Here is a 21,188-nt window from a genome sequence, read left to right as displayed (position 1 = left end):
CCTGTGTGCAGAAAAAGGTAAGCATTTGATGGAGAAGTGGGGTTTCCCGGTGATTCGTGGGGTAAAGTGGTGAGCTAGTTGTGGCGGGAGCGTATCTAAAAACAGCAAAAGGAGGTGGGATGGATGATTCACGATGAAAACGATCGGGAAACAGCGCATAATCCCACCGCCGAAGATACGACGCCGCCGGACGCCATGGCGGATCTGTTGCCGCCGCTGCTGTTGGGAACCTATACCCCGAAGATCGACGCCAAGGGACGTGTGGCTTTGCCTGCGAAATTCCGTTCTCAGCTGGGCCCGGGCCTGGTCATGGCGCGAGGGCAGGAACGATGCATCTATCTGCTTCCGCAGATGGAATTCCGGCGTATCGCCATGCAGATTCAGCGCACTTCGCTGAGCAATAAGGCCGCGCGCGAATACCTTCGCGTGTTTCTGTCGGGCGCGGTGGATCAGGACCCCGACAAGCAGGGCCGCGTGCTTGTTCCGCAGATACTTCGCGATTACGCGAATCTCGGAGACGACATCGTGGTGATCGGCGTAGGGACCCGCGCTGAAATCTGGAACAAACAGGCGTGGGAGGAATACCTTGCGCAGAAGGAGCAGGGATATTCCGATATTGCCGACGACGTACTGCCCGCATTGGAGTTTTAAATGACGGATCTGACCACCATTCATCAGCCGGTGCTGCTCGAGGACTGCGTGAACCTCATGGCGCCGGCGCTTGGGCATCCCGGAGCAATCGCCGTGGATTGCACGCTCGGGCTGGCGGGCCATTCCACGGCATTCCTGAAGGCGGCTCCGAACGCCCGGCTGATCGGCATCGACCGTGACGAGCAGGCCCTCGCCATGGCCACCGAACGCATGCGGCAGGAGGGTCTCGCCGATCGGTTCATTCCGGTGCATGCGGCCTTCGACGCCTTCTCCGATGTCCTGGACTCGCAAGGCATCTCCCGCGTGGACGCCGTGTTCATGGACTTGGGGCTTTCCAGCCTGCAGATCGATGAAACCGAACGCGGGTTTTCATACTCCCATGACGCGCCGCTCGACATGCGCATGGACGTCAGCCAGCCGCTGACCGCGCAGCAGGTGCTGGCGCAGTATCCGTTCGAAGACCTGGTCCGCATCTTCCGCAGCTTCGGCGAGGAACGCTTCTCCAAGCAGATCGCGCGCGAAATCGTGCGTCGTCGTGAAATCGAACCGCTGACCACCTCCGGACAGCTGAACCGACTGGTCGACGAGGTGGTGCCGCAGGCTCACAGGCCTGCCGGAAACCCCGCCAAACGGGTGTTCCAGGCGTTGCGCATCGAAGTGAACGGCGAATTGGACAAACTCGCCTCCACGCTGCCGCAGATCGCCGATCACCTGTCCCTCGGCGGGCGTCTGGTCGTGGAATCCTACCATTCCCTGGAAGATAAGACCGTAAAAAGCTTCATGGCGCAAGGCCTGAAAATCGACGTGCCACAAGGCATGCCGATGATCCCCGAAGACGCCAAGCCGTTCTTCAGGGAACTGACCCGCGGCGCGATCAAAGCCGACGAAGCCGAAATCGCGTCCAACCCGCGGTCCGCTTCGGTGCGACTGCGGGCCGTCGAGCTGGTCCGCCCCATTCCCGACCGCTGGCGTGCGCAATTCCACAAGGACAGCGTCGGACGGGCCTCGCGCAAGCGTTCCGACACCCGTCAGACGGCCCGCCGTCGTACAAGGAAGGGCTGATATGGCCGCGACACCAAGAAGTGTGCGATCGAACGCCGTCCCCGCCGGACGTAAGCGCACCGATACCGACACAGCCAATACACGGCCCGAACTTCGCGCCGTGACAGGCGGTCGCATCGACAAGGAATCGATGTTGCACGGTTTGGGCCGGATCGCGCAGTGGACACGCACGCGAAGCCTGCGTCTGCTGCATCTGGTCGTTGCCGTGGGTTTTCTTCTCTGCTGTCTGCTTGGGTCGCTGATGCTGCGCACGCAGATGGTGCAGAATTCCTTCGAAGCGTCCGAAACGCAGGCGCATATCACCCGTCTCGAGCAGGACGTGGAATCAAAGCAGACGGAACTGGACAAGCTGGAGGCCTCCCTGCTGAGCAAGGCCGAAGACATGGGCATGGTCCCCCAAAGCGGATCGCTGTCCATCGATCTGAACGGATACCAGCCGAGTGAAGGCGGAACGCAGTGAACCGTGTGACCCGTAGGAGCAAACAGCAGCAATACCGCCTGCGCTGCGGCATCATCGGCCTGATCCTGGCGTTCATCGCGCTCGCATGTTTCGGCAAACTGTCGTATATCCAGCTGTTCGCAGGGCAAAGCATCGCGCAGGCCGCCACCGATCTGCGCACGGTGTCCGTGCCGTTGACCGCGCAGCGCGGCAAGATCCTCGACACCAATGGAACGATCCTGGCGCAGAGCGTGGAACGCTACAACATCATCGGCAATCCCGAGGCCGCCCAGCGATTCGAACCGATCGACTGCAACGAGGATACGGAAAACTACTGCCATGAGATCGACGGGAAACCGCTTGACGTGACCGGCGCCGCCGCCGTGGCCAGACTGCTCGCCACGGTCCTGGACGGTGCCAACGCCATGGAACTCGGCGGGAAACTGTCCGGCAGCGGACAGTACGTCGTCTTGGCGAAGGACGTCACCCCTGAGGTCAAACGCAAAATCGACTCGCTTCATCTCAGTGGCGTCATCTACGGCGAACTGACCAATGAGCGCGTGTACTCCGACGGGACGGTGATGGGCGCGCTGATGGGCGGCGTCAACGATGAAGGCACCGGCGTCGCCGGCCTTGAAATGATGGAAGACGCCGTGCTGACCGGCACCGACGGCTATGAGGTATACCAGCAAGGCAACACGGGTGAGCAGATCCCCGGAACCATGACCGAATCCGAACCTGCCGTCAATGGTTCCGACGTGACGCTGACCATCGACCAGTACGTGCAGGGCTATTGCGAGAAGGTGCTGCGCGCGGCGACGGAGAAGTACGGTTCCCCGTGGGCCATCGCGGTCGTCGAGGAGGTCGGCACCGGAAACATCCTGGCGTTGGCCAGCAGCGACGAGGTCGAGGCCGGCAGCGACGAGGCGAAATTGGGGGCCTCCCGCGCCGTAAGCGAAACATTCGAACCCGGCTCCATCGGCAAGGTGTTCACGATGTCGGCGATGCTGCAGACGGGATTGCACAAGCTTTCCGACCAGTTCACCGTAAACGACACCATCACCGTGGACGGCCAGACCTTCAAGGACTCGACCACCCACGGCACACAGCATTGGACGCTCGCCGGCATCCTTGAACAGTCCTCGAACGTCGGCATGATCATGGCCGGTGAGAACCTGACCAATGACCAGCGCTACGAATTCATCAGCAAATTCGGCATCGGCCAGGGGTCCGGACTGAACCTTCCCGGCGAATACTCCGGCTCGCTGACCCCCGCCGATACATGGGACCTGCGTACGCAGAACACCGTGCTGTTCGGCCAGGGATATTCGACGAACGCGCTGGAAATCAGCAACGCCATCGCCGTCATCGCGAACAAGGGGGTCAAGGTACAGCCGAAGATCATCAGATCCGTCACCGACGCCGAAGGGCATGTCACCGAAACGGCGGCCGGGGAGACGACCCGCATCATCGATGAGGACGTCGCCGGTCAGATGATGAACGCTATGGAATCCGTCGCCGAACACTATCAGGAGTTCGCAGGCGTCAGCGGATACCGCGTCGCATCGAAGTCGGGCACCGCGGAAGTCGTCGGCTCGGACGGCAAATTGAGCTCGATCATCAGCGATTACTCCGCGATCATTCCGGCGGACGATCCGAAATACGTCGTGACCGTCGTGCTGAAGGACCCGCAAGGCGGCTATGGCGGCCTCACCGCCGGCCCGGTATTCGCGGAAATCGGTGAATTCCTTATGCAGAAGTATGAAGTGCCCGCTTCCAGTCCCCGTACGGATGCTATTCCGGTGACTTGGTGATTTGGCATATTGCTTGGCGGCCCGATATTTCGGCGGCCTCGCGGCAGACACAGACGAAAGGCAAGGTAATTACGAGATGAGCGCGGTCAGTGAGTCCGCATCCGAACGGATGACATTGGAATGGCTCGCCGAACATTACGGGTTCGAACTGGTGCCTGATTTCGCCGGTGATGTGACGGTCACGTCGATCGCCGACGACAAGGATTCGGTGCGCCCTGGCTGCCTGTACATGCCATCGAAAACCGTTGACGCGGAACGTCTGCGCCAGGCTCGCGACCAAGGCGCGTACGCCGCGATCGTGCCGCGTTCGATGCGGGACTGCGAGATCGCCGGCGATTTTCCCCTGCTGTGCGGAGACCCGAGCGCCAGACAATTGGGATCGATCGCTTCCACGATGGCCGGCGATCCTTCCGAATCCCTGGCCGTGTTCGTCGTGGCCGGGCGCGATGGCGAGGCCGTCTCCGAAGACGTGCGGACCTTGGCTGATTTCCTGCATATGCTGGGCAACCCGGTCGGCGTGATCAGCGCGTCCTATTCGCAGTCGCTTGACCGTTTCCTTGACCTGCGCTATCCGCTGGGCATGCTTGACATGCAGCGCACGCTGTCGGTATGCGTCGAGGATGGCGCCAGCGCGATCATCATCGCGATGGATGAGGATACCTTGCGCCATGATGCGTTGCAGTCGGTGAACGTGGACGTGCTCGGCATCGACGGCGCCCGCGGCGCGTCGGTCGATGGCGGCATCGTCGACCAGCTGTGCGCGGCGTATGGGTATGCGTCCGGCAAGCAGACCCATGTGACGGCGCGCACCGCGGAATCCGATTCGCTGGCCGCGCAGACGGTCGCCTCATACGGGCAGGGGAGCCTGAATGCATTGTCGCTGGCCATTGCGATGGTTTTGGCCGCCGGCGTGCGGAAGAACAATATCAAAAGCGCTTTGCGGGTCTCGAGGGATTTGCTGTGACCGGAGCGGAAGAAGTCTTTTCGGAAAGGAAAACCATGAACGGCAATCCGACCATGATGCCGATGACGTTGCACGAGATCGCCCAGGCCGTCGGCGGACGTCTGATCGCGCCGCAGTCCCGGTCGGCTCATGACCCGATCGCGACCAGTGCGGTCAGCGATTCCAGGCAGGTGCGAGAAGGCTCCGTGTTCGTCGCCATCGCCGGCGAACACGTCGACGGTCATGATTACGTCGCGCGCGCGGCCGAACAGGGGGCCGTCGTCGCACTGGTCGAACATGAGGTGCCGCAGACGTCCGCCGCGCAGATCGTCGTGCCGAACACGGTCGAAGCGCTCGGGCTTCTGGCGAAGCATAACATCGAACTGCGCCGCGCGACGGGCACGCCGTTCTCCGTCGTGGGCATCACCGGGTCGGTCGGGAAAACGACGACGAAGGACCTTCTGGCGGCCCTGCTCGACGATATGGGCCCGACCGTCGCCCCGGTCGGATCGTTCAACAATGAGATCGGCCTGCCGCTGACCGCGCTGAAGGTGGGGGAGGACACCCGTTTCCTGGTGGCGGAGATGGGCGCCAACCATGTCGGGGAAATCGCGAATCTGACCTCGCTGGTGCCGCCGGACATGGCCGTCGTGCTGAAGGTCGGCGTGGCGCATCTGGGTGAATTCGGCTCTCCCGAACGCATTACGCAGGCCAAGCGTGAAATCGTCGAAGGCCTGCTGCCGCATGGAACGGCGATTCTGAACGCCGATGACGCGCGCGTGGCGTCCATGAAGGATGCCGCGCCCGCCGACGTGGCCTGGTTCGGCATGGACGACGGAACATTGCCGAACGGCTCGATGCGTGCAGGCGGCGTGTCCACCGATGATTCGGATCGCCCGCATTTCACGATCACGGCGCCGGACGGCGAGCATCGCGACATCACGCTGGGCATTCGCGGCGCGCATAACGTGATGAACGCGTTGGCCGCCGCCACGGTGGCGCTGCGATTGGGCATGACTTTGGAACGGATCGGCGCGGTGCTGGAAGGCGTCGCCAGCATCAGCCCGCACCGCATGGCGGTGTCGCAGGTCCGACGCTGCGACGTCATGTTTACGCTGATCGACGATTCGTTCAATGCGAATCCGGATTCGACACGGGCGGGTCTGGACGGTTTGAAACGCTGGAAGGCCGGGAACGAGCCCGAGCCTTTCCGCGTCGCGGTATTGGGCGCGATGTTGGAGCTTGGCGGCGACGAGATCGAACTGCATCGCCGGATCGGCGCATACGCCGTTGAAAGCGGCGTCGACGCGTTGATCGCGGTCGGCAACGCCACGGACGGGCATTTCGATTCGTTGGCCGAGGCGTTGGCCGCGGGCGGCGTCGAAGCCGGAAGGCGTTCCGGCGACGACCATGCCGTGATTGAATGGGTGCATGATATCGACGAGGCGGACCATGCCGTATGCGCGTTGGCCGGGGAACACGATGATGCGGTGGTATTGCTCAAGGGATCGCATTTCTCCGGTTTGAGCGCCCTGGCCGAGCGGTGGTCCGGGGACGCGGCCGCGCGGGCGTGACCGCACGGCATTCGCAACGATAAGGGAGAACAAATGACAAGGATGATTGGAGAGTTCAGGTGATTTCACTCATCATAGGCCTTCTGGTGTCGCTGGTCGTCACGATCGTCGGCACGCCGTTGCTGATCCGTCTGGTGCATCGGCTCAACTACGGCCAGTACATTCGCCAGGACGGTCCGCAATCCCACCTGGTCAAACGTGGAACCCCGACGCTCGGCGGCGTCGTCATCAATCTGGCGATCGTGCTGGGTTGGGGCGCTTCGGCCTTGTACCGTTATCTGAATCATGGCGATAAGCCGTCATGGTCGGCGCTGCTGGTGCTGTTCGCGATGCTGTCGATGGGCCTGCTCGGCTTCGTCGACGATTTCGCGAAAGTGCGCAAAAAGCAGAACGAGGGCCTGTCGGTGCGCGGCAAATTCATCGGCCAATTCGTTTTCGCCACCATCTACGCGATTCTGGCGCTTATCGTGCCGACGAAATCCGGATTCCCCAGCGCCCAGGCCGGCGTGAGCTTCATCGAAACGCCGTTCATCGATTTCTCCGTCGCCGGCCGCGTCGTGGAGATCGTGCTGTTCGTGATCTGGGTGAATCTGCTGATGACCGCATGGACGAATGCCGTGAATCTTACCGATGGCCTTGACGGCCTGGCCGCGGGCTCGTCGATGATCGCCTTCGCGGGCTACGCCCTGATCGCATTCTGGGAAAGCTACCATCTGAAGGGCGCCGAGCATCCCGGGTTCATGTATGCGGTCTCCGACCCGCTCGACCTGACGATCATCGCGGCCTGCGCCGCCGTGGCCTGCTTCGGCTTCCTGTGGTACAACTCGAATCCGGCGACCATCTTCATGGGCGACACCGGTTCCCTCGCCCTGGGCGGCCTGTTCGCCGCATTGTCGATCGCGACGCATACCGAAGTGCTGGCGGTCATCCTGGGCGGCCTGTTCGTCATCGAAGTCTGCTCCGACGTCATTCAGGTCGGCTATTTCAAGATGACGCACAAGCGTGTGTTCAAGATGGCGCCGATCCACCATCATTTCGAATTGACGGGATGGACCGAGACCAAGGTCGTCGTCCGCTTCTGGATGATCGAATTGATGTTCGTGCTGGTCGGCCTGGTCGCCTTCTATGCCGACTGGGTCACGCGTTCCGGCCTGTGGATGAGCTGAACGCGTCGGCGGCCGCCTCGTATCGGCGCCGCGAATCGGTGTTCCGATCCGATATGGAATGTTGTTGGTGTGGAAAGGCAAATGAAATGGATGTGAATGGCAAGACGGTTTTGATTGCGGGCATGGGCGTCTCCGGACAAAGCATGGCGCAGGTGCTGGCCGATCGCGCGGCCCGCGTGATCACCGTGGACGAGAGGAAGCCGGAAGCCGACATCCATGACTTCGCGGATATCGATTTCGACGCCATCGACGTGGTATGCACCTCGCCGGTATTCAATCCGCGCACCGAATTCATCGTCGAAGCGCAGCGTCGCGGCATTCCCGTCATCAGCGAAGTGGAACTGGCCTGGTGGCTGCGCGCCGATAACGCCGCAACGGGCAAGCCCGCGAAGTGGATCGGCATCACCGGCACGAACGGCAAGACCTCGACGACGGAAATGACGTCGAGCATGCTCGAGGCCTGCGGCTTCGACGCGCCGGCGGTCGGCAACATCGGCAGGGCCGTGTCGCATGCGGCGGTCGAGACCGACCATGACGTGCTGTGCGTCGAGCTGAGCTCCTTCCAGATGCATTTCACCGATTCGCTGGCTCTGGATTGCGCGGTGATCACGAATATCGCCGACGATCATCTCGACTGGCATGGCGGCATCGAAAACTATGCCGCCGATAAGGCGAAGGTCTTCAACGGCGTACGGCGTGTGCTGGCGTATAACGCGGACGACGAGCGTGTCACGCGGCTGGCCGAGGCCGCCCGTACGGGCGAAGGATGCCTTCGCGTCGGCTTCACGTTGGGGGAGCCTGAAGCCGGTCTGATCGGCGTCCGTGACGGCTGGATCGTCGATATGAGCGGCGTCGCCGGAGGCGGGCCAAACGTCGCCGAACGTATCGCGCAGGTGAAGGACCTCACCTATCTGACCGAGCCTGACGGCAGCGTCTACCCGCATCTGCTCGCCGATGCGATGGCGGCGCTGGTGCTGGCTTTGGGCGTCGGCGCGGACCGTGGGACGGCGGTGCGCGCATTGCGGGAATTCCATCCGGGCGGGCATCGCATCCAGACCGTTGCGACGTTGCCGTCGGGCAATGGAGGGACGATTCGTTTCGTCGATGATTCGAAGGCGACGAACGCGCACGCGGCGAAGGCATCCCTGGACAGCTTCGCCGATAAAAGCGTTGTCTGGATCGCGGGAGGACTGGCCAAAGGAAGCCGTTTCGAGCGTCTGGTCGCGGATCAGGCGCATATCATCAAGGCCGCCGTCATCATCGGCAGGGATCAGGAGCCGATGCTGGAAGCGTTCAGGGCCTGCGCCCCGGATATCCGGCTGACGCTCATCGATCCGTCGGACAACGCCACCGTGATGGCTCGGGCGGTCGACGCCGCCGGTGCGTACGCGACGCCGGGCGATGTGGTGCTTATGGCTCCGGCCTGCGCTTCGATGGACCAATTCAAGTCGTATGCGGAACGTGGCGACGTGTTCGCTCAGGAAGCGGAACGTTGGGTGCGTGAGCATGGCGGAATCTAAAACACCCCGCACCGTGAGCTCCCGATCCCCGAAAGCGGGGAAGACGGAACGTCCGGGCAGACGCAAAGAGACCGAGATCAGCGACCGGTATACCGGTCTGAGAAGCGTGTTCAACCCGTTGTGGTGCTATCACGCATTCCAGATCAGCGTGCTCATTCTCAGCATATTCGGCGTGATCATGGTGTTCTCCAGTTCCGCCGTCACACAGGTGTCCGCCGGGGAATCGCCTTGGAGGCAGGCGCTGAAGCAGGGGGCCTTTTTCGCTTTGGGCTTCGCCTTCGGGTTTGTCGCGGCGAAGGTGCCCGTACGGCTCTATCGCGGGTTCAGCGGTCTTATGCTGTGGTCCGCGATGTTCCTCCAGTCGCTGACAATGACTCCGATAGGTGTTGATGTCAACGGCAACCGAAGCTGGATCGGCCTGGGGGACTCATTCACGCTTCAGCCTGCGGAAGTCGTGAAACTGGCGCTTTGCGTATGGCTGCCGCTGACGGTGAGCCAGGCGACCCGGAAGGCCGAAAGGCAGCAGGAGCCGTTGCAGGTGCTCAAGCCGTATGTGAAGCCGCTTGCGGGGTTCCTCGCATGCGTCGTTCTCGTTCTGCTCGGCAAGGACATGGGAACCTGCATCATCATCGGGCTCATCGGCCTGACGGCGTTCGTGCTCGGCGGCTTTCCCATGAAATGGATAGGCATGGCCTGTGCGGCCGGCGCGGCCGGCGCCGCGGCTTTGGTGATCATCAATCCGAGCCGACTGAACCGTGTGCTGGCCACGTACGGCACCTGCTCGGCGGAACAGGCGCAAGGCGTGTGCTATCAGACGATCCACGCGGAGTATGCGATGGCGTCCGGCGGTCTGTTCGGCGTGGGCATCGGCAATTCGAGCGAAAAATGGGGTTACCTGCCGGAAGCGCATAATGATTTCATCTTCGCGATCATCGGCGAGGAAACCGGTTTCATCGGCGCGTCCCTGGTGATCCTTCTGTTCGTCGTCATCGGATGGAGCATGCTGAACATCGCGTTGCAGATGAAAAACCGTTATGTGGCGATGTCGCTGGTCTGCTTCACCGTCTGGCTGGTCGGGCAGGCGCTGATCAACATCGCGGTCGTCGTCGGCCTGCTGCCTGCCATGGGCGTGCCGATGCCGTTCGTCTCCGCCGGCGGATCCTCCCTGATCATGTGCCTGGGCGCGGCCGGCGTCGTGATCAGCATGATGAGGGAGCAGGATCAGATCAAGGCCGAACAGGCGGGATTGTGATCGCATCCGATTGCGGAATCAAGGAAAATGTGGCCGTTATGTCATCCCCGAACGGATTTATGCATGTTTGGCGGCGGACGTGGACTAAGCTCGTGAACCATGAGTAATCGTAAGAGCATCGTTCTTGCCGGTGGCGGCACCGCCGGGCATGTCAATCCTTTGCTGGCGGTGGCCGACGCCATTCGGGACATCGAACCCGATGCCGGAATCACGGTCATCGGCACCGAAACGGGTCTGGAGCGCGATCTGGTTCCGCGGTCGGGATATCGGCTGGAGACCATCGAAAAAGTCCCGTTCCCGCGTCGTCCCAACGCGTATATGCTGAAATTCCCGGCCAAATGGGCGAAGGCGACGCATGCGGTCCGAGACATGCTCGCACGTAGCGAAGCCCAGGTCGTCGTCGGATTCGGCGGCTACGCTTCGGCGCCGGCATATGCCGCCGCGCATCGCATGGGCGTTCCGATCGTCATCCATGAACAGAACGCGCGGGCCGGCATGGCCAACAAATTGGGTGCGCGTTGGGCCGCCATGGTCGGTACCGCGTTCGAAGACACCGGTCTGAGCGTACGCGGGGAAGCGCGGTTCGAACGTGTGGGACTGCCGCTTCGCCCGGCCATCGCCCGGCTGTGCCGGTCCATGGAACAGGACCGGGCTCAGGTCCGGCGTGAAGCCGCCGCGCGTCTGGGCATCGACCCGGAACGCGCCACCGTGGTCGTCACAGGCGGCTCTCTCGGCGCGCTGAGCCTGAACCGTGCCGTTTCGGCATGCGCGAAGGAACTGCTCGAGCATGCGCAGATCATTCACCTGACAGGCAAAGGCAAAGGTGATGAGGTGCGGGCCACGGTCGCGTCATTGGCCGGCAAGGACGCATTGGGCGATCTGGACCTGTCCCGCAACGACTCTGCGGCCGCAGCCGGCGGCGACTACCATGTCGCCGAATATCTGGAACGCATCGATCTCGCTTTCGCATGCGCCGACCTGGTGGTATGCCGTGCAGGCGCCGGAACGGTATGCGAATTAAGCGCTCTTGGCCTGCCTGCGGTATACGTGCCGCTGCCCATCGGCAACGGCGAGCAGCGCTTCAACGCGCAGCCCGTCGTCGACGCGCAAGGCGGACTCATGGTTTCGGATGCGGATTTCACCGCCGAATGGGTCAAAACGCATCTGCCGAACCTGCTCGCGGACAAACGTCGGCTGGAAACGTACGGGCGCAACGCTTGGCGGTACGGCATCCGCGACGCGGCGCAGACCATGGCGAAATACGTGCTGGACATGGCGCGCTGACCGTATCCGCGAGCCATGGGACGCGATGGCCATTGGCATGAGGTGCGGCCATAATGAAAGGCATGACAGCGGTAAGGGGACGAATCGTGTGTGAAAACAAGCAGACAACCGACCAGATGACGTTGGATCCGACCAAAGCCGCATTCGGGCGGCATGAAAGCACGTCCGAACTGGGCGTCACCCATTTCATCGGCATCGGCGGCGCGGGCATGAGCGTGCTGGCGGAGATGCTGCATGAGCAGGGCGTCGCCGTGCGCGGGTCCGATCGCGCATCCAACGCAAAAACGGAACGCCTGAGGAACCTCGGCATCGACGTGCGTTTCGGGCAGCGCGAAGACAACGTCGAAGACGTCGACACCGTCGTCTATTCCAGCGCCATCAAGCCCGACAATCCCGAAATCCAGGCCGCATGCCGGTCAGGCCGCCGCATCGTGCATCGCAGCGACATACTGTCGTTGCTGATGAACGCCAAACGCGCGGTCACCGTGGCTGGCGCGCACGGCAAAACCACCACCAGCTCCATGCTCGCCCATATGCTCGTCCGCGCCGGCGACGGCGCGCTGGCGGACCCCAGCTACGCCATCGGCGGATCCATCCGAGGCGACGACGGCACCGTTCTTGACGGCGGGCACGCCGGCTCTGGCGACGTGCTGGTCGCGGAAGCCGACGAATCCGACGGCAGCTTCATCAAATATCATCCTGAAATCGCCATCGTCACCAACGCGGAGGCCGATCATCTCGATCACTACGGCGACGCCGCGCATTATCGCGCGGCCTTCGTCGAACATCTGGGCAACGCGCGGTGCGCCATCATCATGTGCATCGACGACGAGGGCGCGCTCGCGGTATTGCGCGCCCTCGACGAAGCCACCGCCCGCAAGGTCTTCGCGTATTCGACGCAGCCGGCGCAATCGTTGGGAGACCTCAACGGCGCGCATTTCGTGTCGATCACGTCGGAAGAGGCCGGCGGCAACGGCATGGAACGCTTCACCTTGCAGCTTCCGGCGTCCCTCGCCATCGGCGACGGCACGGCGGACGATCGGCGGCTCGCGGTATCGCTCGCGGTCCCGGGCATCCACAATGCGCGCAACGCCACCGCCGCGATCATCGCCGCCATCCTGCTGGGCATGCCCGCCGACAAGGCCGCCGGCGCGGCCTCGACCTTCCACGGCGCCGCCCGACGCTTCCACATCCGTGGATGCGAACATCAGGTGACCGTCGTCGACGATTACGCGCATCATCCGACGGAAATCTCCGCCCTGCTGGACGCGGCGCGCCGCCGCTATCCGTCACGGCGCATCCACGTGTTGTTCCAACCGCATCTGTTCTCGCGCACGAAATTCTTCGCCGACGAATTCGCGCAGGCGTTGGGCAAGGCCGACGACGTCATCGTCACCGGCATCTTCCCGGCACGCGAAAAGCAGGAGGACTATCCCGACGTGAACGCCTCGACCATCGTCTCGCATGCGAACGCGGACATGACGGCGCGGATTTTCGAAGCCGTCGACGATATGGATGAGGCCGCGCGCGTAATCACAGGGCGCGCGCAGGCCGGAGACGTCGTTTTCACCGTAGGCGCAGGCGACGTGACGCGTATGGATCCCGTGATCCTTGACATGCTGCGCGCTCGCGGCGGAGCCGGGGCCGATGCCTGATGGCCCGACGCATCACCAGCTCATCCGAAAACGGCAATTCCGGCAAGCCGACCCGCAGTGCCGTCGGGCACGGTGCCGCTGGGCGCGGCACGGCCGGGCGTAGCGCCGTCGGGCGCAGCGTCACAGGCCGCAGCGCAGCGGGAAACAGCGGCGTCGAACACAAAAACGCCGGGCAGAATCCCGCCGCGCACGGCACGGTCAGGCAAACGGCGAACGTCTCCTCCAGAACGGCTACGGCCTTCGGAAGAACAGCGTCTGCGGACGCGGCCAAAAAACGTCTGCCGCGCAGGATCTCGAACGGCAAGGTCGGCAAACCCCGCCAGACGAGAGCGGTAAGCAGCAGGGGAGCGCATCCGAACGTTTCGGCGGCGGCCGCGTCTTCCGTGTCCTCTGCAGTCCCGGCTACGCCGCAGCGCGCCGACTCGGGCAGGTTCGTCGATCCGCGCAAATTGCGCAGTGAGGACCTGGTCGCGAAGACACTGAACGAAACGGCGGGCATTCTGGGCGTCGCGACGCGTCCGAAAGTCGTCGATTTCAACGCTCGTCTCAAGGAGCGGAAGCGTGCGAACACGCGTGTCATCGTGCTGCGCGCATTGGCCGCGGTCGGCATCGCCGGCGTCATCGGATTCCTGGTATGGGTGCTGTTCTTTTCGCCCGCGCTGCGCCTGGACGCGTCGAAAATAACCGTCAATGGCGCCAATGAATGGGTGAGCGAAGAGCAGGTGCTGGACATCGCCGATGATCAGGCGGGGCGTTCTTTGCTGCTGGTCTCCACGGGGGACGTCGAAGACCAGATCAAAGACATTCCCGGCGTGACCGAAGCGTCTGCGGATAAGAGCTTCCCGCAGGGCATGACCGTGTCGGTAACGGCGCAGAAGCCGTCGGCGATGCTGAAGACGTCCGGTGATGTGCTGACCGCGGTGGACAGCCGGGGGCGAATCCTGAATTCCGTCAGCAACGCTTCGGTGGAGGGCATTCCCGTGATCGAAGTGAACGATGTGGAATCCGCAGTGCGGAACAGGTCCGTCAAATCCGCAGTGAAAGTGCTGAGCGAGCTGCCTGAATCGTTGAGGACGCGCATCAATGCGGTCACCGCGCAGACGCAGGATTCGGTGACAACGCAGCTGGATGGCGGCAATTACACGATCATCTGGGGCGATTCGTCCGATCTGGAGCTGAAAAAAGCCGTAGTCGACAAGATCCTCAACGATCCCAATGTGATCGGCGACAAGCACCAGATCGATGTGTCGGCGCCGCTGCGGCCGATCATCAAATGATACGTGTGATCGCGCGGCGGAATCGAGGGGCGCCGGCGGCCATCGCCATGCTCAATGCATCAACTCGTTGGTGTCGAACATGATGGTCACCGGGCCGTCGTTGAGCAGGTCGACGCGCATATGGGCGCCGAAGGAACCCTCACGGACGGTCAGACCGTGTGCGCGAAGCGCCTCGTTGAACGCGAGCCAGGTCTGCCGCGCATGTTCGGGCGCGCCCGCTTTGACGAAGCTTGGACGATTGCCTTTGCGCACGTCCGCATACAGCGTGAATTGCGAAACGGAAAGGATTTCGCCGGCCGTGTCCTTGATCGAACGATTCATTTTGCCCTGGTCGTCTTCGAAAACGCGCAGATTGGCGATCTTGCGGGCGAGCCAGTCGATCTGCCGCCGTCCGTCCTCGTCGGATACCCCGACCAGCAGCAGATAGCCATGGCCGATGGCCTGCGGTTCGAAGGACGGGTCGACGACGCCCGTGACCTCATCCAACACGTCGACTTGTGCGTGTGAGACACGCTGCAGCACGATTCTCATAGGAAGCGATTGTAGGGCATGCGACGTTTCGATGCGTTCGACGTGTTTTGACGGGGACGGCATTCGACGGCGGCGGGGCGGCGGCGATGAATAATGCCCGGTGGTCCGTCGCGTGGTCGCGCGGCGGACCACCGGGCATTACCCGATGATGAGGAAAGGGCTCCATGGCGGGGCGGTCAGGCCTCCAGGGAGGCCTTCAGGGCGGGGGCGACCGAAACGGCCGGGCTCAGGCGCGGAATCAGCGTGCACTGCGTGGCATGGTACAGGTCGGACTTGCCCGGCCACACCGTGCCGATCACGTTGTTGTCCTTGTCCAGCTGGTGGAACCAGGAGCCGGCCTTGTGATCGATCAGGTATTCGTCGATGTAGCTCCAGAACGTCGCATACCAGTCCTTGTACTCCTGCTTGCCGGTGACGGTGGCGAGCACGGCGGAGGTGTTGACGGCCTCGGCCAGCGTCCAATGCATGCGGTCGGTGACGACCGGCTTGCCTTCCCAATCGGTGGTATAGGCCAGGCCGATGGTGCCGTCGGCGTTCCACGCGTCGGCCAGGGCTCGGTTGAACAGTTCCTCGGCGGCGCCAACCAGCGCGTTCTTCTCGTCTTCGCCGCGGTCGCAGCTCAGCGCGAACTGCGTGATCAGACGGGCCCATTCGATGCCGTGGCCGGGGGTCGCGCCATACGGCTTGAACTGGTCGTCCGGCTTGTCGCGGTTGCATTCCAGGTCGGGCTGCCAGTCGGAGGTGAAATGCTCCGGGATGCGCCACTCGTTGTGCGAAGCCCAATCGACGACATGGTCGACGATGCGGCCCGCGCGCTTGCGGTATTCCTCGTTGCCCGTCACGTCGGCGACGGCGAGGAACGCCTCGACGGTGTGCATGTTGGCGTTGATGCCGCGGTACGGGTCGAGTTCGGTGAATTCGGTGTTCCAGGTATCCACGGCGAGACCGGCCTCGTCATCCCAGAAGTGGGCGTCGTAGGTCTTCAGGGCTTCGTCGAGCAGCTCGTCGGCGCCCGGGCGGCCGATCAGCTTGGCGGAGGCGGAGGCGAGGATCACGAAGGCGTGCGTGTAGCAGATCTTGCCGGCGGCCGGAGTGCCGTCGACGGATACCGACGGGTACCATCCGCCGTTCACGTCGTCATGCAGCGGCCCGCGCAGGCCGTCGAGCGCCTTGTCCACCAGTTCGGCGGCACCGGGCTCGCCATGCAGGTAGCCCAGCGTGTAGACGTGGGCCATGCGGCAGGTGATCCAGGTGTGGATGTCCTGGGTCAGGTCGGGCTTGCCGTTGTCGTCCAGCCAGTAGGATCCGCCGTTCGGTGCCGGGAAATCGTGGCCGAAACGCAGCAGTTCATTGGTTTCGGATTCGAGAAGCTCAAGGTTCTCCTTGGATCCGAAGACGTATGCCTCGGGGGAGTACGTCATATGTCGGTGTCCTTCCTTGGACTGTCATCTCTGACAGTAACGTGATTAATACATTAATTATGTTAACTACTGAGGGCGCGGAAGTAAAGCCCGATCATAGCGTGTCGGGCAACGGCGTCCCATGCCGTTGTATGATGGCCGATCATCCTCTGACGCTTTTGCTCGCAACACGCCGATTCCTGCGGCCAGAACCGTCAATGGCGGCAATGAAAAAGGCGCCACCGCAGCGAATGCGATGACGCCTGAATTGTGGAGCTGCGGGGAATTGAACCCCGGTCCGGTAGCCGTACCCTCAGTCTTCTACGTGCGTAGTCTGCTGGCCGTGCGGCGGTTTTTCTGCCCCCATCCATATCGCAGACAACCGATGGCGGGCATATCCGCAGTCAAAGTCCCCGAATCACCCTGTGGCTCAATGACTCGGGCAAGTCTTCTTAACGACGCTCAGCACCTCCCCAAAGACGAGGAAGGGTGAACGGAGCGGCTGCTCGCTGGATTAAATCTGGCGCGAAGCTCAGGCAGCGAGAGCGAACTCAGTGCGGTTGGATTTAGCACTTATTCTTTTGCAGGGGACATCCACGAGCGGACCCTGCGTTCTCGGCACGCTTCCCTGCGACGAACAGGTCACCGTCGAAACCGATCAGCCCCTTTTGAATTATCACGTCCGAACGCATCCGGACTGCGACCATGAAGGTCGAGACACATGCTACCCGCGTGATGGCGGTTTTGGCAAATCCGCCCGGCGGGAAACGCCGCCGGGCGGATCCGTGCCGGGCCTCAGCGCTTGACTCGGATGTCGAAATAGTCCATGACCAGCTCGCAGAACATCATGTTCGCCCAGCTGAACCATTCTCGCGTGTATTTGTCCGGGTCGTCGACGTCGAAGCTTTCATGCATGAGATGCGTGCCTGCGTCGGTGGCGACGAGCTGGTCGAGGATGCGTTCCTTCTCGCCCTTGTCGTCCGTGGTCATGCCCTCCATGGCCATGGCGATCGGCCAGATGTACCGTTCGGGCGTGTGTGAGGAGCCGATGCCCTTCGCGTATGCGCCCTCGTAGTAGTAGGGGTTTTCGCTGCTGAGCAGCGTGCGGCGGGTCGCCTGGTACAGCGGGTCGGAGGCGTCGCAGAAGCCGAGATACGGCGCGGCGATGAGATTGGGGACGTTGCTGTCGTCCATGATGACGGAATGCCCCAGGCCGTCGACTTCGTAGGCGTAGACGTCCTCGCCTGCGGCGTTCTTCACGATGGCGTGGCCGCGGATGCCGTCGAGGATGCTGGATTTCAGCCGTGAGGCGCGTCCGGCGATTTCGGCGTCGTCGAGAATCGTGGTGAAGATGCGTTCGAGGTAGTCCATGGCCACGGATGCGAACATGTTGGACGGCACGAGATACTGGTAGATGCAGGAGTCGTCGCTCGGGCGGAACCCGGACCATGTCATGCCGGTGACGGCGACGGGCGTGCCTTTGCCGTCGTTGACCAACGTGTCGCGTTCGCAGTCGGTCTGCCGGATGAAATAGTAGGGGGACCGCGAGTGGTCGAGTTCGGTTTCGAACACGTCGAGGATGCGGCGTGCGCCGTTGACGAACGCTTCGTCGAATTGTTCGGTGCACCCCGTGTTGGCGTGGAGCAGCCATGCCAGCTGAATGGGGTAGCATAGCGAGTCCACTTCGTATTTGCGCTCCCACAGCCATGGGCTGAAGGAGTCGGTCCGGTCGTCCGGGTCCCATGTGGCGCCGTTGTCGGTTTCGTTGAAGGCGTTCGCGTACGGGTCGATGTTGATGTAGCGGAATTGGCGTTTGACCAGGCCGCAGATCATGTCCTTGAGGTCGTCGTCGTGGCCCGCGATGACCAGGTACGGCCGCATCTGCGCGGTCGAATCGCACAGCCACATCGCCGGAATGTCGCCGGTGAGCAGAAACGTGGTGCCGTCATCGAGCCGTTTGACGGTGGTGGTCAGGGTGTTGGCGAATGCCGCGTTGAAGTTCTCCGCCCAGTTCGCGTGTTCGCTGCCGCACAGTTCGGTGATGTGATGCATGAATTCGGTGACTGATTGCGGTACTGCTGCTGTGCCCATATCAACTTCCTTGTTAATGATGTTAACTAATAAACTCCGTTTAGCATTGTAGCAACAGTGGTCGTCCGCAACGCGAAAGGCCTGTGATGTTTTCGCGGGTGTCCCGCGGAGCCATCACAGGCCTTGCCGTAGAGATGCGTGAATGGGCTTTATTTCGCGGCTTCGGCGACGTAGTCGGTGACGCCGTCCTCCGGGTAGGTCGGCCAGGCGCCGGCCTGGGTGCAGACGAATGCCGCGGTGTTGACCGCGGTGCGGTGCGCGTCGGCCATCGGGGCGCCGTTGAGGATGCGGCCGGTGAACGAGCCGGAGAAGGAGTCGCCGGCGCCGACGGTGTCGACGACCTCGACGTGCGGCGTCTTGATGGTGGAGTGCTCGCCGTCCTTGGACATGATCGTGGAGAACGTCGATCCGCCGGTGAGGATGATGTAGTCCAGGTCGAAATTCTCGATGAACCAGCGGCAGGCGTCGTCGTCGGAGCCTGCCGGAATGTCGAACATGCCGCGCATCAGCAGCAGCTCGTCGTCGTTGATCTTGAACACGGTGGCCAGATTCAGCAGCTCTTCGATGAGCTCCTTGGAATACTGGTCGCCGCGCAGATTGATGTCGAAGAACTTCAGCGCGCCCGGCTTGGCGTGGCGCAGCAGCTCGACGATGGTGTCGTGGGATTCCTCGGAGCGCAGACCCAGCGTGCCGAAGCAGATGGCGTCCGCCTTGCCGGCCAGGTCGGTCAGCTCGTCGGTCAGATGAATGTGGTCCCATGCGACGTTCTTGACGATGGTGTATTCCGGGATGCCGTTGTTCAATGCGACGTCGACGGTGCCGGTCGGCCATTCGTTGTACTGCAGGACCGCGTTGATGCCGGCGGTTTCGGCGGCTGCGGCCAGCTCGTGGCCGAGCTCGTCGTCGCCCACCGCGCTGATCGCATAGCCTTCGGCGCCGTTCTGGGCCGCATGGTATGCGAAGTTGACGGGGGCGCCGCCTGCGCGCTTGCCGGTGGGGAGCATGTCCCACAGCAGTTCTCCGAGGGAGAGGACGATTGGCTTGCTCATGGTGGTTTCCTTTCTTCGTGGAGTGTTTCTGGTGTGAAACGGTTAATTGAGTTCGAAGAACATCGATGGGTGTTCCAGGAAATTCGTGATGGCCACGGCCGCGGCGCCTGAAGTGGCCGCATCCGTGGGCAGGGTGGATAGGGATATCGTCGTGGTCTGCGCCAATTGGGGGATGACGTGGCGTTTGACCACGGAATTGACTTCGTCGAGCAGCATCCGCCCCGCCTGGGAGAGGATGTCGCCCATGATGATGCGCGACGGGTTGAACATGTTGATGATGGTGACGCATCCGTAGCCGATGTATTGTGCGACGCCGCGCACGAGGTCCAGCGCCTCCTCGTTTCCCGCGTCGGCGCTGTTGAACAGTGCGCTGCATGCCTGGGCGTGGGTCAGTTCGGCGTAGTCGGGGACGATGGTCGGATTGTCCTGCAGCAGGTCGTGTACGGCGACGGCGGAGCAGTAGCGTTCGAGGCAGCCGACGTTGCCGCAGTCGCAGGGGATTCCGTCGGGGTCGATGCTGACATGGCCCAGTTCGCATGCTGTGCCGCGCGCTCCGTGGAAGAGCTCGCCGTGGCTGATGATCCCCAGTCCGATGCCTTCGCCGAGCAGGTAGTAGGCGAGGTCGTCGCCGTCCACGTCGTGGTTGAACAGATGCTGGGCCAGCGCGCCTGCGCGCGCGTCCTGCTCGACGAATACGGGGATGTCGAAGCGGTTGATGAATTCGTCAATGAAGTTGACTTTTTTCCAGCCCTGCATCGACGAGACGACTGCGGTGTGGCCGGCGTCGCGCAGATAGGGGCCCGGCACGGCCATGCCGACGGCGACGATTCGTGGGTCGTCGCGGGTGAGCGCCCCGATTTCGTTGCGGATCCGCCGCACGGTTTCCTGGATGCGGTCTTCGTGCACGGTGGGCAGGTCGATCAGTGAGATCTGCGTGCCGCCCAGGTCGAAGACGCCGATCTGCACGAGGCTGCGCGCGAATTTGACGCCGATGACGTGATATTTGCCGTTGTCGAGGGCCAGTCCGATGGAGCGCCGGTTTTTGATGCCTTCAAGGTCGCCGGTTTCCTCGATGATGCCGGCTTCGAGCAGTTTCGCTGTGATCTTGGTGATGGCGGCGGGCGTCAGTTCGAGGGCTTTGGCGATTTGGGCCCGCGAGCTGACTCCGTTGCGGTATAGGTGGCGCAGGATGCGCGATCGGTTGGTTTCTGACATGCTGGCTTGTTGGGCGTTGCCGTTGGCCATGATCGACACCTCCTGCGCTGCCTGCTGCGTGCGCCGTTGAAACGCGTTATATGAAAACAGTTTATATATTAACGATGTTAACAACCTGATGGTAGTCCGACACGCCGGTATGGCGACCGTTTTCCGAATCCGGGAAGTCCCGAAATGCCTCATGCCGTTCGCGACGTTCCGGACGCGCGGCCGGCGTCGACGCCCAAGGCGTCTGCGATACCAATAATACTTATATAAGGCAAAA

Annotated in this window: 17 protein-coding genes and 1 other RNA gene; 12 read left to right on the top strand and 6 right to left on the bottom strand. The window is 62.5% G+C overall.

All coding sequences use genetic code 11. From position 1 onward, the window contains the following. The first annotated feature begins 195 nt into the window (after window positions 1–195). The 12 genes from mraZ (at window position 196) to AC1AX7_RS01205 (ending at window position 14,637) form a co-directional block, all read left to right on the top strand. Window positions 196–651, top strand: a complete 456-nt coding sequence (gene mraZ, locus AC1AX7_RS01260) for a division/cell wall cluster transcriptional repressor MraZ (protein WP_476508399.1) — start codon at window positions 196–198, stop codon at window positions 649–651. Further along, window positions 652–1,713, top strand: coding sequence for a 16S rRNA (cytosine(1402)-N(4))-methyltransferase RsmH (gene rsmH, locus AC1AX7_RS01255; protein WP_476508282.1), 1,062 nt, complete (start codon window positions 652–654; stop codon window positions 1,711–1,713). Between the two features lies 1 nt (window position 1,714). After that, entirely contained in the window at window positions 1,715–2,173 is a 459-nt protein-coding gene (gene ftsL / locus AC1AX7_RS01250; RefSeq protein ID WP_476508281.1) for a cell division protein FtsL, read from the top strand. Beyond that, a complete protein-coding gene (locus AC1AX7_RS01245; protein ID WP_476508280.1) occupies window positions 2,170–3,966 on the top strand; it encodes a peptidoglycan D,D-transpeptidase FtsI family protein in 1,797 nt (598 codons plus the stop codon). The genes ftsL and AC1AX7_RS01245 overlap by 4 nt, the downstream gene beginning before the upstream one ends. A 76-nt stretch (window positions 3,967–4,042) precedes the next feature. Continuing rightward, entirely contained in the window at window positions 4,043–4,930 is an 888-nt protein-coding gene (locus tag AC1AX7_RS01240) for a UDP-N-acetylmuramyl peptide synthase (protein WP_476508279.1), read from the top strand. 53 nt (window positions 4,931–4,983) lie between these two features. Continuing rightward, window positions 4,984–6,483 (top strand): UDP-N-acetylmuramoyl-tripeptide--D-alanyl-D-alanine ligase, encoded by a 1,500-nt coding sequence (locus AC1AX7_RS01235; protein WP_476508398.1) that lies wholly within the window; start codon window positions 4,984–4,986, stop codon window positions 6,481–6,483. A 59-nt stretch (window positions 6,484–6,542) separates the two neighbouring features. After that, entirely contained in the window at window positions 6,543–7,649 is a 1,107-nt protein-coding gene (gene mraY / locus AC1AX7_RS01230; RefSeq protein ID WP_476508278.1) for a phospho-N-acetylmuramoyl-pentapeptide-transferase, read from the top strand. A gap of 86 nt (window positions 7,650–7,735) precedes the next feature. Then, entirely contained in the window at window positions 7,736–9,169 is a 1,434-nt protein-coding gene (gene murD / locus AC1AX7_RS01225; RefSeq protein ID WP_476508277.1) for a UDP-N-acetylmuramoyl-L-alanine--D-glutamate ligase, read from the top strand. Next, window positions 9,156–10,421 carry a peptidoglycan glycosyltransferase FtsW gene (locus AC1AX7_RS01220; RefSeq protein ID WP_476508276.1) on the top strand — a complete coding sequence of 422 codons (1,266 nt, stop codon included), beginning with the start codon at window positions 9,156–9,158 and terminating at the stop codon, window positions 10,419–10,421. Before murD ends, AC1AX7_RS01220 begins: the two co-directional genes overlap by 14 nt. A 99-nt stretch (window positions 10,422–10,520) precedes the next feature. Further along, complete coding sequence (gene murG / locus AC1AX7_RS01215) at window positions 10,521–11,705, top strand: undecaprenyldiphospho-muramoylpentapeptide beta-N-acetylglucosaminyltransferase (protein ID WP_476508275.1); 1,185 nt, start codon at window positions 10,521–10,523, stop codon at window positions 11,703–11,705. Window positions 11,706–11,758: 53 nt separating this feature from the next. Further along, window positions 11,759–13,360, top strand: coding sequence for a UDP-N-acetylmuramate--L-alanine ligase (gene murC / locus AC1AX7_RS01210; RefSeq protein WP_476508274.1), 1,602 nt, complete (start codon window positions 11,759–11,761; stop codon window positions 13,358–13,360). A gap of 278 nt (window positions 13,361–13,638) precedes the next feature. Next, on the top strand, window positions 13,639–14,637 hold the full coding sequence (locus AC1AX7_RS01205; RefSeq protein WP_476508397.1) for a cell division protein FtsQ/DivIB: 999 nt from the start codon (window positions 13,639–13,641) through the stop codon (window positions 14,635–14,637). A 51-nt stretch (window positions 14,638–14,688) separates the two neighbouring features. Here the strand turns inward: AC1AX7_RS01205 and dtd are convergent, their stop codons facing one another. The 6 genes from dtd to AC1AX7_RS01175 all read right to left on the bottom strand — a co-directional run bounded on the left by dtd (window position 14,689) and on the right by AC1AX7_RS01175 (window position 20,953). Further along, on the bottom strand, window positions 14,689–15,168 hold the full coding sequence (gene dtd, locus AC1AX7_RS01200; protein WP_476508273.1) for a D-aminoacyl-tRNA deacylase: 480 nt from the start codon (window positions 15,166–15,168) through the stop codon (window positions 14,689–14,691). Between the two features lie 176 nt (window positions 15,169–15,344). Continuing rightward, entirely contained in the window at window positions 15,345–16,589 is a 1,245-nt protein-coding gene (locus tag AC1AX7_RS01195) for an AGE family epimerase/isomerase (protein WP_476508272.1), read from the bottom strand. A 247-nt stretch (window positions 16,590–16,836) separates the two neighbouring features. Continuing rightward, window positions 16,837–17,234, bottom strand: a transfer-messenger RNA (tmRNA) gene (ssrA, locus tag AC1AX7_RS01190). A gap of 129 nt (window positions 17,235–17,363) precedes the next feature. After that, on the bottom strand, window positions 17,364–18,659 hold the full coding sequence (locus AC1AX7_RS01185; protein ID WP_476508271.1) for a glycoside hydrolase family 125 protein: 1,296 nt from the start codon (window positions 18,657–18,659) through the stop codon (window positions 17,364–17,366). Between the two features lie 149 nt (window positions 18,660–18,808). Continuing rightward, window positions 18,809–19,708 carry a carbohydrate kinase family protein gene (locus AC1AX7_RS01180; RefSeq protein ID WP_476508270.1) on the bottom strand — a complete coding sequence of 300 codons (900 nt, stop codon included), beginning with the start codon at window positions 19,706–19,708 and terminating at the stop codon, window positions 18,809–18,811. 42 nt (window positions 19,709–19,750) lie between these two features. Next, entirely contained in the window at window positions 19,751–20,953 is a 1,203-nt protein-coding gene (locus AC1AX7_RS01175; RefSeq protein ID WP_476508269.1) for an ROK family transcriptional regulator, read from the bottom strand. Between the last annotated feature and the right edge of the window lie 235 nt (window positions 20,954–21,188).

The sequence above is a fragment of the Bifidobacterium sp. LH_449 genome (genome assembly GCF_056356755.1).
The sequence above is the reverse complement of the archived record's forward strand: the minus strand, read 5'-3'. Positions and strand labels throughout refer to the sequence as shown.

Bases quoted from the DNA above. Each gene is read 5' to 3' on its own strand.
- dtd (WP_476508273.1), bottom strand. From the start codon at position 15,168: ATGAGAATCGTGCTGCAGCGTGTCTCACACGCACAAGTCGACGTGTTG.
- AC1AX7_RS01240 (WP_476508279.1), top strand. From the start codon at position 4,043: ATGAGCGCGGTCAGTGAGTCCGCATCCGAACGGATGACATTGGAATGG.
- ftsL (WP_476508281.1), top strand. From the start codon at position 1,715: ATGGCCGCGACACCAAGAAGTGTGCGATCGAACGCCGTCCCCGCCGGA.
- rsmH (WP_476508282.1), top strand. From the start codon at position 652: ATGACGGATCTGACCACCATTCATCAGCCGGTGCTGCTCGAGGACTGC.
- AC1AX7_RS01195 (WP_476508272.1), bottom strand. From the start codon at position 16,589: ATGACGTACTCCCCCGAGGCATACGTCTTCGGATCCAAGGAGAACCTT.
- murD (WP_476508277.1), top strand. From the start codon at position 7,736: ATGGATGTGAATGGCAAGACGGTTTTGATTGCGGGCATGGGCGTCTCC.
- AC1AX7_RS01235 (WP_476508398.1), top strand. From the start codon at position 4,984: ATGATGCCGATGACGTTGCACGAGATCGCCCAGGCCGTCGGCGGACGT.
- AC1AX7_RS01180 (WP_476508270.1), bottom strand. From the start codon at position 19,708: ATGAGCAAGCCAATCGTCCTCTCCCTCGGAGAACTGCTGTGGGACATG.
- mraZ (WP_476508399.1), top strand. From the start codon at position 196: ATGGCGGATCTGTTGCCGCCGCTGCTGTTGGGAACCTATACCCCGAAG.
- AC1AX7_RS01185 (WP_476508271.1), bottom strand. From the start codon at position 18,659: ATGGGCACAGCAGCAGTACCGCAATCAGTCACCGAATTCATGCATCAC.
- murC (WP_476508274.1), top strand. From the start codon at position 11,759: ATGAAAGGCATGACAGCGGTAAGGGGACGAATCGTGTGTGAAAACAAG.
- AC1AX7_RS01220 (WP_476508276.1), top strand. From the start codon at position 9,156: ATGGCGGAATCTAAAACACCCCGCACCGTGAGCTCCCGATCCCCGAAA.
- AC1AX7_RS01175 (WP_476508269.1), bottom strand. From the start codon at position 20,953: ATGGCCAACGGCAACGCCCAACAAGCCAGCATGTCAGAAACCAACCGA.
- murG (WP_476508275.1), top strand. From the start codon at position 10,521: ATGAGTAATCGTAAGAGCATCGTTCTTGCCGGTGGCGGCACCGCCGGG.